The sequence below is a fragment of the Streptomyces sp. NPDC111802 genome (assembly GCF_055634335.1).
Genome location: NZ_JBVKCZ010000001.1, coordinates 164,860 through 181,276 on the forward strand (window position 1 = coordinate 164,860; position 16,417 = coordinate 181,276).

A 16,417-nucleotide genomic window follows, 5' to 3' on the forward strand; every position below is an offset into this window, starting at 1 on the left:
CCTGACATACCCGTTCGGGTGGGCCGGGCGCGCGTCGTCGACGTCTTCCGCTTGTGCGCTGATAGCCCTGGTTCATGCTGCTCACCCCCCGCAACGAGGCTCCGCGCGCTCGTCGTCGGCACCTCAAGGTGCCCGCGGTGCTCGCCACCGCCGTCTCCGTCTGTCTCCTCGCCGCCAGTGCTCCCGCCACGCCCCTTGGCATCGGTGACCATCTCTACCCGCACCTGGGCAACCCCGGGTACGACGTGGCCTCGTACGATCTGTCCTTCACCTATCCCGGTAACAACAGCAAGCCCCTGCAGGCCGAAACCACCATCGACGCCTGGACCACCGAGGATCTGGAGCGGATCAATCTCGACTTCGCGCACGGCAAGGTCGAGTCCGTCAAGGTCGACGGGGAGGCCGCGTCGTTCCGCAGTGCGGGTGAGGACCTCGTGGTGACGCCCTCGGAGCCGGTGTCCGACGGCAGTTGGATGCGGATCACCGTGCGGCACACCAGTGATCCCGTCTACGGGGAGAAGCGGGAAGGGGGCTGGGTGCGGACCGCGGACGGGCTTGCGATGGCCAATCAGGCCGATGCCGCGCATGTGGTGTTCCCCTGCAACGACCACCCGTCCGACAAGGCGCTGTTCACCATCCGGGTCACCGCGCCCAACGGCTACACAGCCGTCGCCAACGGGCTTCCCACGGATGTGGACCGCGCGGGAGGCTCGACGACCTGGACGTACCGGACACGGCACCCCATGGCCACCGAGCTCGCCCAGGTGTCCATCGGGCGCTCCAAGGTGGTGCACCGCAGCGGACCGCACGGACTGCCCGTGCGGGACGTCGTCCCCGCCGAGGACCGTGAGCGGCTTGAACCGTGGCTGAAGAAGACGCCCGGCCAGATCGCCTGGATGGAGGGGAAGGTCGGACGGTATCCGTTCGAGACCTATGGCCTGCTCATGGCCCACGCCTCCACAGGGTTCGAGCTCGAGACCCAGACACTCTCGCTGTTCGAGAGGGAGCTGTTCACTCAGGCCGCGTTCCCGAAGTGGTACGTCGAGGCGATCATGGTGCATGAGCTGGCCCACCAGTGGTTCGGCGACAGCGTCAGCCCGCGCACCTGGTCCGATCTGTGGCTCAGCGAGGGGCACGCCACCTGGTACGAGGCCCTGTACGCGGCGGAGAAGGCGGGGCGGCCCCTGGAGACGCGGATGAAGGCCGCGTATGCCGCGTCCGATCGTTGGCGTGCGGCCGGTGGACCGCCTGCGGCGCCCAAGGCGCCCACGCCGGGCAAGAAGACCGGGATCTTCCGGCCCAACGTCTACGACGGTGCGGCCCTGGTTCTGTTCGCCCTGCGTCAGGAGATCGGGCGACCGGCCTTCGAGCGTCTGGAGCAGCTCTGGGTGAGCCGTCATCGGGACGAGGCGGCTTCGACCGCTGACTTCGTCGCGCTGGCGGAGGAGGTCTCCGGACGTGACCTCGACGGATTCCTGCAGCCCTGGCTGTACGGCGAGAAGACCCCGCCGATGCCCGGTCAGCCGGAGTGGAAGTCCGTGGACCCCGAGAAGGCGGCCACGGCCAAGAAGGTCGGCAAGACGGCGGGGAAGCCGGTCGGTAAGAAGGCGGCGAAGCCGGTGGGGAAGAAGGCGGCGAAGAAGGCGGGGAAGCAGGTGGGCGGGAAGGCGGGCCGGAAATAAGGCGGTGACGAGACGGGCCGTGCCGTGCGACCATTTTCGGGTCGGCGCGGCACGGCCCGCGGGAATCTCCCGGGGTGCTCGTGCGTTGTGACCAGTGACGAGGTGCGGTTCCGGGTGCTACGGGATTACGCCTGAGGACTACTGCCACCGTCGTCACAGCGGATTCCCCAGAGACGTAAGGACCCAATGACCTCCTCTTCTTCCTTTTCCCAGGACTCGCAGCGTTTCGCGCACACCTATGCCGAAGGTCTTCGGGCCGATGCCCTGATGGAAGAGGACGTCGCCTGGAGCCACGAGATCGACGGAGACCGGGACGGCGACCAGTTCGACCGCTCCGACCGCGCGGCCCTGCGCCGTGTGGTGGGCCTCTCCACCGAGCTCGAGGACGTCACCGAGGTCGAGTACCGCCAGCTCCGACTGGAGCGGGTCGTGCTCGTCGGTGTCTGGACCTCGGGAACCGTGCGGGACGCGGAGAACTCGCTGGCGGAGCTCGCCGCCCTCGCGGAGACCGCGGGCGCGCTCGTGCTCGACGGCGTGATCCAGCGCCGCGACAAGCCCGACGCGGCCACCTACATCGGTTCCGGCAAGGCTCACGAGCTGCGGGACATCGTGCTCGACACGGGCGCGGACACCGTCATCTGCGACGGTGAGCTCAGCCCGGGCCAGCTCATCCACCTCGAAGACGTCGTCAAGGTCAAGGTCATCGACCGTACGGCCCTGATCCTCGACATCTTCGCCCAGCACGCCAAGTCCCGAGAGGGCAAGGCGCAGGTCGCGCTCGCGCAGATGCAGTACATGCTGCCGAGGCTGCGCGGCTGGGGTCAGTCGCTGTCCCGTCAGATGGGCGGCGGCAAGGGCGGCGGCCTCGCCACCCGTGGTCCTGGTGAGACCAAGATCGAGACTGACCGGCGACGGATCCGCGAGAAGATGGCGAAGATGCGCCGGGAGATCGCGGAGATGAAGACCGGCCGCGACATCCAGCGCCAGGTCCGCCGCCGCAACAAGGTGCCGTCGGTCGCCATCGCCGGCTACACCAACGCCGGCAAGTCCTCCCTGCTAAACCGCCTCACCGGCGCGGGCGTGCTGGTCGAGAACGCCCTGTTCGCGACCCTGGACCCGACCGTGCGTCGGGCCGAGACCCCGGGCGGACGGCTGTACACGCTGGCCGACACCGTCGGTTTCGTACGGCACCTGCCGCACCACCTGGTCGAGGCGTTCCGCTCCACCATGGAGGAGGTCGGCGACTCCGATCTGATCCTGCACGTGGTGGACGGCTCGCACCCGGACCCGGAGGAGCAGCTGGCCGCCGTGCGCGAGGTGATCAGGGACGTCGGCGCCACCGACGTGCCCGAGATCGTCGTGATCAACAAGGCCGACGCGGCCGACCCGCTGACCCTTCAGCGGCTGCTGCGGATCGAGAAGCGGTCCATCGCGGTCTCGGCCCGCACCGGCCGGGGCATCGACAAGCTGCTCGCACTGATCGACAACGAGCTGCCGCGGCCGTCGGTCGAGATCGAGGCGCTGGTGCCGTACACCCACGGCAAGCTGGTCGCCCGCGCTCACACCGAGGGCGAGGTGATCTCCGAGGAGCACACGCCGGAGGGCACGCTGCTCAAGGTGCGGGTGCACGAGGAGCTGGCGGCGGATCTCGCGCCGTACGTTCCGGCGCCGACCGCCTGAGCCGTCGTGACACGGTGGCCCGAGCGGCCCCAGGTGTCGTAGAACGCTGAAGGCCCGCTCCCCTGTCGCAGGGGAGCGGGCCTTTCGTATGCGTCAGTGCGCGCGTGTCACCGGCCCCCGTATGTCCTGCTCATGTTCTGGTACAGCGATTCGGCACCAGCGCCGAGCTGCGGGCCCGCCAGCCAGGTGTTGTCCTCGGGGCCGATCGACGTGTTGGAGACCAGCTTGGTGTCGCCGTTCACCACCCGGAACCAGCCGCCGCCCGACGAACCGCCGGTCATGGTGCAGCCGACGCGGTACATCGTCGGCAGGGCCGGGCCGAGCGAGAGGCGGCCTGGACGGTCGACGCACCTGAACATCCGCAGGCCGTTGAACGGAGGTGCCGCCGGGTAGCCCCAGGCGCCCATCGAGGCGACCTCGTTCGCGGACGGGGCGGAGAAGTCGACGTCCAGGGCGCCGGTGGTCTCCTCCAGGGACTTCGAGCCGGACTCCGGCTTCACATGCAACACCGAGTAGTCGTACGCGGCGCCGGCGCCGCCCGTGTCCGAGCCGCCCTGGATCCACTCGTTCGAGGTCGAGACCCAGTCGGCCCACCAGTTGCCGTAAGGAGAGATCTCCGCGGATGTGGCGCTGCCGAGCTGCGACTCGGACTTGCCGAGGTCGTTGTAGGCCGGGACGAAGACGATGTTGCGGTACCAGCCGCCACTCTGTCCGGCGTGCACACAGTGGCCGGCCGTCCAGACGAGGTTGGACCTGCCGGGGTGGTTGACGTCCTTGACGACCGTGCCGGAACAGACGGCTGGGCCGTCGGGGGTGTCGAAGAAGACCTTGCCGACGGGGGCCGCGTTCTCGTGGTACGGCGTCTTCTCGGCCGTCGCCTCCACAGGTGCGGGCTCCGGGTCGCTCACGCCCTGGTCGGCCGAGGCGTCCTGGGTGGTGACCGTCTTGTTGGCCTCCTTCGCGGACTGCATCCGGTCGGGCTTCCAGAGCCCCTCGATGACTGGGTTGACGAAGTCCTTGGCCTCACGCAGCCACTTGTCCTTGTCCCAGTCCTTCCAGGCGCCGTCCTTCCACTTGTCGATGTCGATCCCGTGCTCCTTGAGCTTGTCCGCGATCTCGGCCGGGATCTGGATCTTGCTGTCATCGGCGTCGGCGGCCTGCGAGGCGGCGGCGTCGGCCCGATCACTCACCGAGTCCCCGTTCGAGCCGTTGCAGGCGGTCGCGGTCAGCGCCAGCGCGGCGACGAGTCCTGTGGCGGCGAGGACGGGGCGCCGCCCGCGGCGTGGACCTGCGGGCATAGGTGTGGAACGCATGGTGCGGTAACCCCCGTTGAAGCGTGTTGCTGCTGTAGCGCCTTGATGGCAGGTGCTCGTCGCGGAGGGGGCCGCGGTGCGGATCGGTGCGGATTCAGGTGCGGTCCCTCGGACGCGACACCCCACTATGCCCGGGGAGTTGAGAGCCAACGGCGGTGAGACGGTGAAGGTTTCTCCCCACCGCCCCACCGCCGTCGGCCGCCGTCACCCTTGGGCTTCGGCGGTCGTCACTGACCGGCGAACTTCTCGCCCATACCGTCGAAGACCGCCTTGGCCTCCTTGCCCAGCCGCGGACCCGCCAGCCAGCCCGACTCCACCGGCCCGATGGAGGTGTTGGACACGAGCGCGGGCTTTCCGTCCGAGCCCGTCGCGATCCAGCCGCCACCGGACGAACCGCCGGTCATGGTGCAGCCGATGCGGTACATGGTCGGGGCCGACGCGTTGATCGACAGCCGGCCCGGCTTGTCCTGGCACTGGTACAGCTTCTGGCCGTCGAACGGCGCCGCCGCCGGGTAACCGATCGCCTTCATGCTGTCCACGTCGGGGACGGCCGGTGCGTTGAAGTCCACCGGAAGCGCCGAACCGACGGTCTCCTCCAGAGACTTGCCGCTACCGCCGGCCTCCGGCTTCACATGCAGCACAGCGAAGTCGTACGGCGCACCGTCGCCGCCCGTCGGACCGCCCTGCGCGATCCACTGCTCCGAGGTCTGCACCCAGTCGGCCCACCAGACGCCGTACGGGGCCACCTGCTCCTTGGTCGCGTTCTCCAGTGCGGCCGCCTCCATGGCCTTGTCGTTGTACGACGGCACGAACGCGATGTTGCGGTACCAGCCGCCGCTCTTGCCCGCGTGCACACAGTGGCCCGCCGTCCACACCATGTTGGACTTGCCGGGGTTGGCCGGGTCCTGTACGACCGTCGCCGAGCAGACCATCGTGCCTTCGGGGGAGTCGAAGAACACCTTGCCCGCCTCGGGCACGCCGGCGTGGTACGGGGGCGAAACGGCCTGCGCGTCCACCGGCGCCGGAGTCGGGTCGGTCACCCCCTGGTCACCGGAGAGGTCGCTGTCGTCGACACCCCGGTCCGGGTCCTCGGCGTCGCGCATGCGGTCCGGGTCCCACAGCCCCTCGATGATCGGGTTGATGTAGTCCTTGGCCTCACGCAGCCAGTCGTCCCGGTCCCAGTTCTTCCAGGCGCCGTCCTTCCACTTGTCGATGTCGATCCCGTGCTCTTTGAGCTTGTCCTTGATGTCGTCCGGGATCTGGATCTTGCCTTCGCCGCCGGCCGCGGCGGACGCGGTGGCCTCGCCACCCGCCTCGGCGGCGCCCGAGTCACAGGCGGTGACGGTGAGGGCCAGCGCCGCGGCGAGCGCGACCAGGGGCAGCGGGGAGGTTCTGCGGCGCGCGCTCCTCCCTCGGCGGGCGGTGAACGACGGCCGTATCGATCGCATGATCTGACTTCCCCTGGAGTGACGGTACTTGGCGCCGCGGCCGTGAACATGCGCTGAGAACTCGCTGGTCCGGCGTGCGGCCACGGCGCGGTGGGACGGCACCACACACTATGCGCTCGCTGCGGGAGAGCACCGACGGAACGGCAACGGTTTCGCTACGGGCTGTCTGATCTGGCAACTTGTCCGGGACGGCGCCGGTTTGAGGCTCGCGATCATGGTTTTCGCGGATGCGCACGGATGCGCACGGATGCGCACGGATGCGCACGGATGTACACGGAGGCACACGGACGCCTACGGACGTACGGATTCGTTGCTCGGCTCGGCTCGGGGGCGGGCGGTACCTCTCCGCGACCGGGAGCACGGTCGCTCCGCCGACGGTTTTGTCTCGGCAAGGATCTTGAAGCAACCCGTAACCCGCAGAACAGTCCGGTGTTGGTAGCCGTGGGGACCTGCCGCCCACGTGCGGTCCCCTGTGCCCAGTTCCCCGGAGTTTCGAGTGGACGCTCGCGGGGCTTCGTATGTCGGGTCGGGCGAGGACGCGAGAAACCTGCTCGCCCCTGGACAGCGGGAGGACAGGGAGCCATGGCCGTGACCGAATCTGTGCGCGGGGGTACGTCCGAGTCGGCGGGAGCGGGTGCCGTTCACGAGGGAATCCTGCGACGGCAGTCGGCGCGCGAGTCGGCGGCACGCACCTACGCGCGTGCCCTGCCGATCGTGCCGGTACGCGCGCGCGGGCTGACCATCGAAGGGGCGGACGGCCGCCGCTACCTGGACTGTCTCTCCGGCGCCGGGACGTTGGCCCTCGGACACAACCACCCCGTGGTCCTGGAGGCCATCCGCAAGGTCCTCGACTCGGGCGCCCCCTTGCACGTCCTCGACCTGGCGACCCCGGTCAAGGACGCCTTCATCACCGAGCTCTTCCGCACCCTGCCGCCCGGCCTCGCCGACAACGCGCGCGTGCAGTTCTGCGGACCCGCCGGCACGGACGCGGTGGAGGCGGCCTTCAAGCTCGTCCGGGCTGCCACCGGACGCACCGGAATCCTCGCCTTCAGCGGCGCCTACCACGGCATGACCGCCGGCGCGCTCGAAGCGTCCGGGGGCGCTTTCGACGTACGGGTCGCGCGCCTGCCCTACCCGCAGGACTACCGCTGCCCCTTCGGCGTCGGCGGCGAACAGGGTGCCGAACTCGCCGCCCGCTGGACGGAGTCCGTCCTCGACGACCCCAAGTCGGGCGTACGGCAGCCCGCCGGAATGATCCTCGAACCCGTCCAGGGAGAGGGCGGAGTGATCCCCGCCCCCGATGTCTGGCTGCGACGCATGCGGCAGATCACCGCCGACCGCTCCATCCCCCTGATCGCCGACGAGGTCCAGACGGGAGTCGGGCGCACCGGGGCCTTCTGGGCCGTCGAGCACAGCGGGGTAACGCCCGACGTGATGGTCCTCTCCAAGGCCATCGGGGGCAGCCTGCCCCTGGCTGTCATCGTCTACCGGGACGATCTCGACGCCTGGCAACCGGGCGCCCACGCCGGCACCTTCCGCGGCAACCAACTCGCCATGGCCGCCGGAACGGCGACGCTCGCCTACGTCCGCGAGAACCGCCTCGCCGAGCGCGCGGCCGAACTGGGCGCGCGGATGCAGCACCAACTCCAGGGGCTCGCAGGAGAGTTCGCGTGCATCGGTGATGTGCGGGGGAGGGGGTTGATGATCGGGGTCGAGGTCGTGGAGGCGGGCGCCGAATCCGAGCGTGCCGAGGGGCGGTCGGTGGCCCTGGCGGCTGAGAGGGGGAGCGAGGGGCTCGGCGCCCTGGACTGGGCTGGGGGAGCGGCCGGCCAGGCGGTGCCGGGAGCTTCGGCTGGTCTCGGTGGCCATGTAGGTGGGGCTGGGGGTGAGGCCGGGCGGCTTGCGGGTCTTTGTTCGGCTCGGATTGCGGGTGGAACCTGGTCGACTGGAGCTGTCCCCGTGGGTGCGCCGGCTGGGATGACGGCGGCTGCGGTTGGGACGCCGGCGACTGCGGTCGCGCAGGGTTCGGAACCGCGTCCCGCCGCTCCTGAACTCGCTGCCGCCATCCAGCGCGAGTGCCTGCGACGTGGCCTCATTGTCGAGCTCGGCGGCCGTCACTCCAGCGTCGTCCGGCTCCTGCCACCCCTGACCATCAGCGACGAGCAGGCGGCAGCGGTCCTCGACCGACTGGCCGACGCGGTGGACGCCGTGTCCCGCGGCCACGCCGCTCACGACCGGCCGCACCGGCCGCACACAGGGTAGCGGCGCCCCGGCGACCGGGCGGGGGAGCCCAGCAGCCGATGGGAGCGCGCGGGCGCCTACCTCGACGTGTTCCCTCGCCTCCTCGTTCGTCGACCGAGCCGTTACCGAGCGGCGGCCCACCCTCAAGCGAAACATCACGCTCCCTCGCAGCCTTGCCTCCAACTGACACACCTCCTTCACCCGCACCTTCTGAACGGGGCCTTCTCCAACCACGTCCCCCCTCGTCGCGATAGGGCCGCCGTCGCCGCACGAGCCAGAACCACCGCAGAGGACCAGCCTTGAACAGCACCCCCACAACCGACGGCCCTTCGGCTGCCATTCAGGCACTCGCCGCCTTCGACGGATGCGCTTCGGGCATGGGAGGCCCACTGCCGGCCGAGGTGAGCACGCCCCAGGAGCCCGCGTCCGCGCCGGAAGCCGTCCGCGCGCAGGTACAGGAGGTCGAGTGCCTGCACGGGGTCATCTCTGACCTACTGGAGCACCCCGACCCGCACACCGCGGCACAGGCCGCCGCCGTGGAGAACCTGCTCCGCTGCTGGGTACGCGAGACCAACGTCCCGTCACCGCGCAACGGAATCCTGCGCATTCCCTTGCCCGTCACCGGCACAGCTCTGCTGGTCCCGGTGCACTACTGGTCCCCGACAGGGTGGCACCGCTTCGGCCTCCCGCAGCTGGCCGATGCGCCTGCCCAGTCCCCACCGGTCGATGCCGTCACCCTCGCCGCGCTACTCACCCGGGAGACGCTCTCTCATCCCGCACCCTCCTTCCGCGACTCCTCCCCTTCCTCCGGCACCATCGAGGCTCCCGCTCCATCCGCCGCGGTGCCTGACGCCGTACCCCGGATCTCCGCGGTATCCGAGACGACCACCGCAGCGAGATCCACAGCCCTCACGGCCCCCGCGATGTCCGCCGCCACCGATCTCGTCGCCCGCGTCGCCGACTCCACCCGACGAACCGTCACGTTCATCAGGGAGCGTCGAGACCGCCAGGCCAGCGGCCCTGACCTCTTTCTCGCGGCCGAGCAGGCACTTCTACTCGGCCACCCGCACCATCCGACGCCGAAGAGTCGCGAGGGCCTCTCCGAGACCGAAGCACGGTTGTACTCGCCCGAGTTGCGTGGCTCCTTCCCCCTGCACTGGCTGGCTGTCGCTCCGTCCGTGCTCGCTGCCGACTCGGCCTGGACTGAACGCGGCCGTGTCGTCCCCGCACCCCAGCTCACGGCCCGACTTGCCGGCCCTGACCTGCCGCTGCCCGACGGCTACGCGCCCCTTCCGCTACATCCCTGGCAGCTGCGCGAGATCCGGTACCGCCCCGAGACCGCGGCCCTGCTCGACGCCGGACTGCTTGTCGACCTCGGCGCCCACGGTGCCCCGTGGCATCCCACCTCCTCCGTACGAACCGTCCACAGGTCCCACGCCCCGGTCATGCTCAAGCTGTCGCTGAGCCTGCGTATCACCAACTCCTGCCGTGAGAATCTCCGCAAGGAACTCCACCGCGGTGTGGAAGTCCACCGACTCCTGCGCACGGGTCTCGCAACGCAATGGCGGGCTGCACACCCCACCTTCGACATCGTTCGCGACCCGGCCTGGCTCGCTGTCGACGGGCGGGACGGCGTCCCTCTGCCGGGCCTCGACGTGATGATCCGGCACAACCCCTTCCGGCCTACCGACGACGTGTCCTGCGTGGCCGGACTCCTCTCACCTGTCCCTCGAACTCCCTCCGGAGTCACTACCGCCCGGCCTCGATCGGACAGGGAGCCTCTACGGTCCCGCCTGGCCGAGCTGGTCACTCGTCTCGCCGCCCGTACTGGTCGCTCACTGGGGGCAGTTGCTGTCGAGTGGTTCCTGCGCTACCTCAAGCATGTCGTTCGCCCCGTGTTGTGGCTGGACGCTGAGGCAGGGGTCGCCCTGGAGGCACACCAGCAGAACACCCTGCTCCTGCTGGACGGTGACGGTTGGCCTTCGGGCGGCCGGTACCGCGACAACCAGGGCTACTACTTCCGTGAGTCCCGTCGCGCAGGGCTGGATGCCCGACTGCCAGGCATCGGCGAGCACAGCGACTCCTTCGTCCCGGACGAGGTCACCGACGAGCGCTTCGCGTACTACCTAGCGATCAACAACGTGCTCGGTCTCATCGGCGCGTTCGGCTCCCAGCGCCTCGCCGACGAACAGCTTCTGCTTGCCGCCTTCCGCCGCTTCCTCGGCGAAGTGGCCTCCGGCCCCGACCGACTGCGCACGTCACTGCCCGCGCACCTGCTCGACTCACCGGTACTGCGCTGCAAGGCCAACCTGCTGACCCGGCTGCACGGCCTCGACGAACTCGTAGGTCCGGTGGAGACCCAGTCCGTCTACGTCACCATCGCCAACCCCCTTCATTCCTGAGGAACATGACCCACCCCGCCTCCTGAGAGGAGCGCCCCGTGTCTCACACCGACGCGAGTGCCAACGCAGGTATCGCACCGGTCACCCATTTCGGCATCACCACTGGCCCCGGTGCTCGCGAGAGTCGTCTCGGCTCGGCAGCTGAATCGGGCGCAGATGCTGAGGACACGCTGGACCTGCGACTGCCGGATGACTTTGTCGCGCTCTTCGCGGAGGACACCGTGGCCGGCGGGTTGCGGAGGCCGGGAGGGGGCACGAGCACGCCTGCCTACGCTGACCTGAACGCCCCCGATCTGCTGGGCAGCGTCGTCGACTGGGGGCCGGTCAGTACATCGGCCGGGGTGCTGCACCTTGTCCCCGCGCGGATCGAACGAGACCTTCCGATCATCACCCGGTGGATGAACGACCCCACCGTCTCGGCCTTCTGGGGTCTCGCCGGACCCGAGAACGCGACCGAGGAGCATCTGCGTTCCCAGCTGTTCGGTGACGGACGCAGTGTTCCGTGCGTGGGCATGTTGGACGGCACGCCGATGAGCTACTGGGAGGTCTACCGGGCCGACCTCGACCCACTGGCCCGCCACTACCCGGCTCGGCCCCATGACATCGGAGTCCATCTCCTCATCGGGGCCGCCGGTGACCGTGGGCGAGGGCTCGGCGGGACTCTTCTCCGAGCGATCGCCGACCTCGCGCTCGACAAGCGGCCCGCCTGCGCTCGGATCGTCGCGGAACCGGACATTCGCAACACCCCTTCTGTCGCCGCATTCCTGAGCGCCGGCTTCCGCTTCTCCGCCGAGATCGAATTGCCCGCCAAACGGGCCGCCCTCATGATCAGAGACCGAGGCCTGCGCCATCTGCTGTGACGCCACGTCGCCGCGTCGTCACATTTAGTAATGTCGCTCGCGTCGATCCGGTTCCCACATCCAACGCAGTGAATTCAGTGCGAGCCGATCTCCGACGGGTCGAGTCGATCTCGGGATCGGGTCGAGTCGGCCCCTGCCGGGACCGGGCCAAGTCGGCCCGGGCCAGGACCGGCTCAATCTGTCGGGCCGAGTTGAACTCCGTTGGGATCCAGTCGGTTGCCTACTCGCGTCTTCGTGGGATCGGCTGCGTCGGCCGAGCCGGTCTCGACCACCGCCGAATCGATCCGGCCACAAACCGACCGACCTTGATCACTTGTCGCTGCCCGACCCGACTTTGATCACACTCGATCCGACCCCGACCACCCTCAAACCGCTCCTGACCTCACCCGACCTCAATCCCGCACCCACCTGGACAGATCCGATCCCCACCCAAGGAATCGCCGGTCCTGATCCAGCCCCCGCCCCCACCGCGAGCGCCCGTTTGTCAGTGCCGGGCCGTAGGGTGGTCGGGCTATGACGAAGCCCTCACTCCCCGAACTCCTGCATGCTGCCGTCACTGCCGTTGGCGGCACGGAGCGCCCCGGCCAGGTGACGATGGCCGAATCCGTCGCGGAGGCGATCGACGGCGGTTCTCATCTGTTGGTCCAGGCCGGCACCGGCACCGGAAAGTCGTTGGGCTACCTCGTGCCCGCGCTCGCACACGGGGAGCGCGTCGTCGTTGCGACGGCCACGCTGGCTCTTCAGCGCCAGCTCGTGGAGCGGGACCTGCCGCGCACGGTAGATGCGCTGCATCCGTTGCTGCGCCGTCGCCCTGAGTTCGCAATGCTCAAGGGCAGGTCGAACTACCTGTGTCTGCACCGTCTGCACGAGGGCGTCCCGCAGGACGAGGAGGAGGGCCTTTTCGACCAGTTCGAGGCCGCGGCACCCACCAGCAAGCTGGGTCAGGACCTGCTGAGGTTGCGTGACTGGTCGGACGAGACGGAGACGGGTGACCGCGACGATCTGACCCCCGGCGTGTCCGACCGGGCCTGGGCCCAGGTGTCGGTGTCGTCGCGGGAATGCCTCGGCGCCACCAAGTGCGCGTACGGCGCCGAATGCTTCGCCGAGATGGCCCGTGAGCGGGCCAAGCTCTCCGAGGTCGTCGTCACCAACCACGCGCTGCTCGCGATCGACGCCATCGAGGGCGCCCCGGTCCTCCCGCAGCACGAGGTCCTGATCGTCGACGAGGCGCACGAACTGGTCTCCCGCGTCACCGGAGTCGCCACCGGCGAACTCACGCCCGGCCAGGTCAACCGCGCGGTGCGCCGTGCCGCGAAGCTCGTCAACGAGAAGGCGGCCGACCAGCTCCAGACAGCCGCGGAGGGCTTCGAAAGGCTGATGGAGCTGGCCCTGCCGGGCCGCCTGGAGGAGATCCCGGAAGACCTCGCCTACGCGCTCATGGCACTGCGCGACGCGTGCCGCACCGTCATCTCCGCGATCGGCGCGACCCGCGACAAGTCCGTGCAGGACGAGGACGCGGTCCGCAAGCAGGCAATGGCGTCGGTCGAGTCGGTGCACGACGTGGCGGAGCGGATCACCAATGGATCGGAGTGGGACGTCGTCTGGTACGAGCGTCACGATCGCTTCGGCGCGTCCCTGCGGGTGGCTCCCATGTCGGTGTCGGGTCTGCTCAGGGAGAAGCTCTTCGCGGACCGCTCCGTCACCCTGACCTCCGCGACCTTGAAGCTCGGCGGGGACTTCAATGGCGTCGGTGCCTCTCTGGGGCTCGCTCCGGAGGGCACGGAGGGCGACGACTTCCCGCAGTGGAAGGGCGTGGATGTCGGCTCGCCTTTCGAGTACCGCAAGCAGGGCATCCTGTACGTCGCCAAGCACCTGTCGCGCCCCGCGCGGGACGGCGATCGCGTGGACATGCTCGACGAGCTGACCGAACTGATCCAGGCGGCAGGAGGCCGCACGCTCGGCCTGTTCTCCTCGATGCGGGCCGCCCAGCTGGCCGCCGAGGAGCTCCGCTCCCGCATCCCCGAGTTCCCGATCCTCCTCCAGGGCGAGGAGACGCTCGGCGAGCTGATCAAGAACTTCGCGGCCGACCCCAAGACCTGCCTGTTCGGCACGCTGTCCCTCTGGCAGGGCGTCGATGTGCCCGGCCCCAGCTGTCAGCTGGTCGTCATGGACAAGATCCCGTTCCCGCGGCCGGACGATCCGCTGATGAGCGCTCGCCAGAAGGCGGTGGAGGACGCCGGCGGCAACGGCTTCATGGCGGTCGCCGCCACCCACGCCGCACTGCTCATGGCTCAGGGCGCCGGCCGCCTCGTACGGGCATCGGGGGACCGCGGCGTGGTCGCCGTGCTGGATCAGCGGCTGGCCACGGCCCGGTACGGGAGTTATCTGAAGGCGTCACTGCCCGACTTCTGGTACACGACGGACCGTAACCAAGTCCGAAAGTCGCTGGCCGCAATCGACGCGGTAGCGAAGCAGATGGAGGCGGCAAAGCAGATGGAGGCGGCGGAGCAGGCGGAGGCGGCACAGCCCCAGTGATCGTGGTTAGCCTGTCGCGGCGCCCGCGACAGGCTAACCACTGATCCAAAACGCGGTGACGTCGGGGTCCCATCCCAGTGGGGGTCCAGAGACAGGAGACAGCACAGGGCCCCGGAACCGGCGCAGGGGTCCCGGGGCCCGGTCAGGGGGCGACGCCTTTCGGTTCGCCCGCCGCAGCCGTCACACGCGCCGCAGCACTGCCACCACCTTGCCCAGGATGGTTGCGTCGTCGCCGGGGATCGGCTCGTACGCGGAGTTGTGCGGGAGGAGCCAGACGTGGCCGTCCTCGCGCTTGAAGCGCTTCACGGTGGCCTCGCCGTCGAGCATCGCGGCCACGATGTCGCCGTTCTCGGCGACCGGCTGACGCCGGACCGTGACCCAGTCGCCGTCGCAGATCGCGGCCTCGATCATCGAGTCACCGACGACCTTCAGGACGAACAGCTCGCCGTCACCGACCAGCTGCCGGGGGAGAGGGAAGACGTCCTCGACCGACTCCTCGGCGAGGATCGGGCCACCGGCGGCGATACGGCCGACCAGCGGGACATACGACGCGGCGGGCTTGCCGGCGGTGTCCGTGGGCTGCACGGAGGCGGCCTGGTCGGAGCCGCGCACCTCGTACGCGCGCGGGCGGTGCGGGTCACGGCGCAGGAAGCCCTTGCGCTCCAGCGCCATCAGCTGATGCGCGACCGAGGACGTGCTCGACAGGCCGACCGCCTGACCGATCTCCCGCATCGACGGCGGGTAGCCGCGCCGCTGCACGGAGTCCCTGATGACCTCGATCACGCGGCGCTGCCTGTCGGTGAGTCCCGAGCTGTCCGCCCGGATGCCAGGAGGTCGACCCGGCAGGGAACGCTTGTGTCCCTCGGGATTCATGGCTTCGTTCATCGCATGCACCGGCTCGAGTCGGCCCTGGGAGCGGTCCTGGGCAGTGATGGTGGCACTGTCTGCGGTGGTGGTCACGTCGGCCCCTCTCGATGGTCTCCCTGCTGCACAACGGTAGTTGCTTTCGAAAGGTTGCGCCAAACACACGTTCGAGTGAAAAATCGCGAATCCACTTACGTGATCGCGTGTCGGGGTGTATGGCTGACGACCTGCCCGGCGGGCAAAAGGGCCCATTGTTGTACTCTTCACCGCCGGGGTGACGACCTCGTGGGTTGTTGCCCCAGTCTGCCATCCGGGATCACTTCAACCGGGAACCGACCCCCATCTGTGCGGGAGTCCCACGTCCCCTTCGTGCGGCGCTCACGGTATCTCCGTATGTGTCCCAGCGATATGGGTGTGCAGCGGAGTTGCCCCGCGCGCGGGTGTGGCCGTACGGCACATGCCGCCGTTCCTGCGACACGCGCGTACGGCTTGGATGTATGAGCCAATCCCCACATCTAGTGGTTGGATTGCAGCAGCAGCCCAGAAGTTGTGGTCCCCCCGGTCTTCGGACCCTCGGAGATCGCCTATGCTTGGGGCTGCTTCGCGGGGCCCATGAGGCCCAGTGAGGCTATTGAGTCTGCTGTGAGGAGGGTTGGGAGTTATGCACTGTCCCTTCTGCAGGCACCCCGACAGCCGTGTCGTCGACAGCCGTACGACCGACGACGGCACGTCGATCCGCAGGCGCCGCCAGTGTCCTGACTGCTCCCGTCGTTTCACGACAGTGGAGACGTGCTCGCTGATGGTGATCAAGCGGTCCGGAGTCACCGAGCCATTCAGCCGTACCAAGGTCATCAACGGCGTGCGCAAGGCATGCCAGGGACGACCTGTCACCGAGGACGCGCTCGCCCAGCTCGGTCAACGGGTCGAGGAGGCGTTGCGGGCCACCGGAAGCGCCGAGCTGACCACCCACGACGTGGGGCTGGCCATACTCGGCCCGTTGCAGGAGCTCGACCTCGTCGCCTATCTGCGATTCGCCTCCGTCTACCGGGCTTTCGACTCGCTCGAGGACTTCGAGGCCGCGATAGCGGAACTGAGGGAGGCGACGGGGCACCTCGCCGCGGACGAGGACGACCGCGAAGACGACGTGGACGCAGTCACGGGGGGCCAGGAAGACGACCGCGGGTCCGGAGGGACTGCACAGGTCCCCGTGCCCGCCAACGCCGCCGACTGAGGGCGGGCCGGACCCGGTTGTCAGACCCGGGATCCGGTCGAGAGGGCGGCGACAGAAGACCTGCTGCGGGCGGCGATCAGAGGGTGCCCGCAGCACCAGACAGAACACGTGCCACGGGGAACATCGGGGCACTTCAGGGCGTTTTAGCCCGTACAGGGAGG

The 16,417-nt window shown here is 69.1% G+C and carries 10 protein-coding genes; 7 read left to right on the plus strand and 3 right to left on the minus strand.

Annotated elements, in window-relative coordinates:
* Positions 1–74: 74 nt before the first annotated feature.
* Both ACZ7NC_RS00825 and hflX read left to right on the plus strand, forming a co-directional pair.
* Positions 75–1,682, plus strand: coding sequence for a M1 family metallopeptidase (locus tag ACZ7NC_RS00825; RefSeq protein WP_471483705.1), 1,608 nt, complete (start codon positions 75–77; stop codon positions 1,680–1,682).
* Between the two features lie 186 nt (positions 1,683–1,868).
* A complete protein-coding gene (gene hflX / locus ACZ7NC_RS00830) occupies positions 1,869–3,362 on the plus strand; it encodes a GTPase HflX (protein WP_471483706.1) in 1,494 nt (497 codons plus the stop codon).
* A gap of 107 nt (positions 3,363–3,469) precedes the next feature.
* Here the strand turns inward: hflX and ACZ7NC_RS00835 are convergent, their stop codons facing one another.
* Both ACZ7NC_RS00835 and ACZ7NC_RS00840 read right to left on the minus strand, forming a co-directional pair.
* Positions 3,470–4,675 (minus strand): trypsin-like serine peptidase, encoded by a 1,206-nt coding sequence (locus ACZ7NC_RS00835; protein ID WP_471483707.1) that lies wholly within the window; start codon positions 4,673–4,675, stop codon positions 3,470–3,472.
* A 227-nt stretch (positions 4,676–4,902) separates the two neighbouring features.
* Complete coding sequence (locus tag ACZ7NC_RS00840; protein ID WP_471483709.1) at positions 4,903–6,123, minus strand: trypsin-like serine peptidase; 1,221 nt, start codon at positions 6,121–6,123, stop codon at positions 4,903–4,905.
* 582 nt (positions 6,124–6,705) lie between these two features.
* Between ACZ7NC_RS00840 and ACZ7NC_RS00845 the strand changes: the two genes are divergently transcribed.
* The 4 genes from ACZ7NC_RS00845 to ACZ7NC_RS00860 all read left to right on the plus strand — a co-directional run bounded on the left by ACZ7NC_RS00845 (position 6,706) and on the right by ACZ7NC_RS00860 (position 14,161).
* A complete protein-coding gene (locus ACZ7NC_RS00845; RefSeq protein WP_471483710.1) occupies positions 6,706–8,385 on the plus strand; it encodes a diaminobutyrate--2-oxoglutarate transaminase family protein in 1,680 nt (559 codons plus the stop codon).
* A 278-nt stretch (positions 8,386–8,663) separates the two neighbouring features.
* Positions 8,664–10,766, plus strand: a complete 2,103-nt coding sequence (locus tag ACZ7NC_RS00850) for an IucA/IucC family protein (protein ID WP_471483711.1) — start codon at positions 8,664–8,666, stop codon at positions 10,764–10,766.
* A 38-nt stretch (positions 10,767–10,804) separates the two neighbouring features.
* Entirely contained in the window at positions 10,805–11,626 is an 822-nt protein-coding gene (locus tag ACZ7NC_RS00855) for a GNAT family N-acetyltransferase (RefSeq protein WP_471483712.1), read from the plus strand.
* A 513-nt stretch (positions 11,627–12,139) separates the two neighbouring features.
* Positions 12,140–14,161, plus strand: a complete 2,022-nt coding sequence (locus tag ACZ7NC_RS00860) for an ATP-dependent DNA helicase (protein ID WP_471483714.1) — start codon at positions 12,140–12,142, stop codon at positions 14,159–14,161.
* Positions 14,162–14,341: 180 nt separating this feature from the next.
* On the opposite strand, the gene lexA is transcribed toward ACZ7NC_RS00860, so the two are convergent.
* Entirely contained in the window at positions 14,342–15,121 is a 780-nt protein-coding gene (gene lexA, locus ACZ7NC_RS00865) for a transcriptional repressor LexA (RefSeq protein ID WP_093911680.1), read from the minus strand.
* A 565-nt stretch (positions 15,122–15,686) separates the two neighbouring features.
* Between lexA and nrdR the strand changes: the two genes are divergently transcribed.
* The gene (nrdR, locus tag ACZ7NC_RS00870) at positions 15,687–16,256 is read left to right on the plus strand and encodes a transcriptional regulator NrdR (RefSeq protein ID WP_471483716.1); all 570 of its coding nucleotides are present in this window, start codon (positions 15,687–15,689) and stop codon (positions 16,254–16,256) included.
* Positions 16,257–16,417 lie beyond the last annotated feature (161 nt).

Coding starts and splice junctions, on each gene's coding strand:
- ACZ7NC_RS00825 (WP_471483705.1), top strand. CDS start 75: ATGCTGCTCACCCCCCGCAACGAGGCTCCGCGCGCTCGTCGTCGGCAC.
- hflX (WP_471483706.1), top strand. CDS start 1,869: ATGACCTCCTCTTCTTCCTTTTCCCAGGACTCGCAGCGTTTCGCGCAC.
- ACZ7NC_RS00835 (WP_471483707.1), bottom strand. CDS start 4,675: ATGCGTTCCACACCTATGCCCGCAGGTCCACGCCGCGGGCGGCGCCCC.
- ACZ7NC_RS00840 (WP_471483709.1), bottom strand. CDS start 6,123: ATGCGATCGATACGGCCGTCGTTCACCGCCCGCCGAGGGAGGAGCGCG.
- ACZ7NC_RS00845 (WP_471483710.1), top strand. CDS start 6,706: ATGGCCGTGACCGAATCTGTGCGCGGGGGTACGTCCGAGTCGGCGGGA.
- ACZ7NC_RS00860 (WP_471483714.1), top strand. CDS start 12,140: ATGACGAAGCCCTCACTCCCCGAACTCCTGCATGCTGCCGTCACTGCC.
- nrdR (WP_471483716.1), top strand. CDS start 15,687: ATGCACTGTCCCTTCTGCAGGCACCCCGACAGCCGTGTCGTCGACAGC.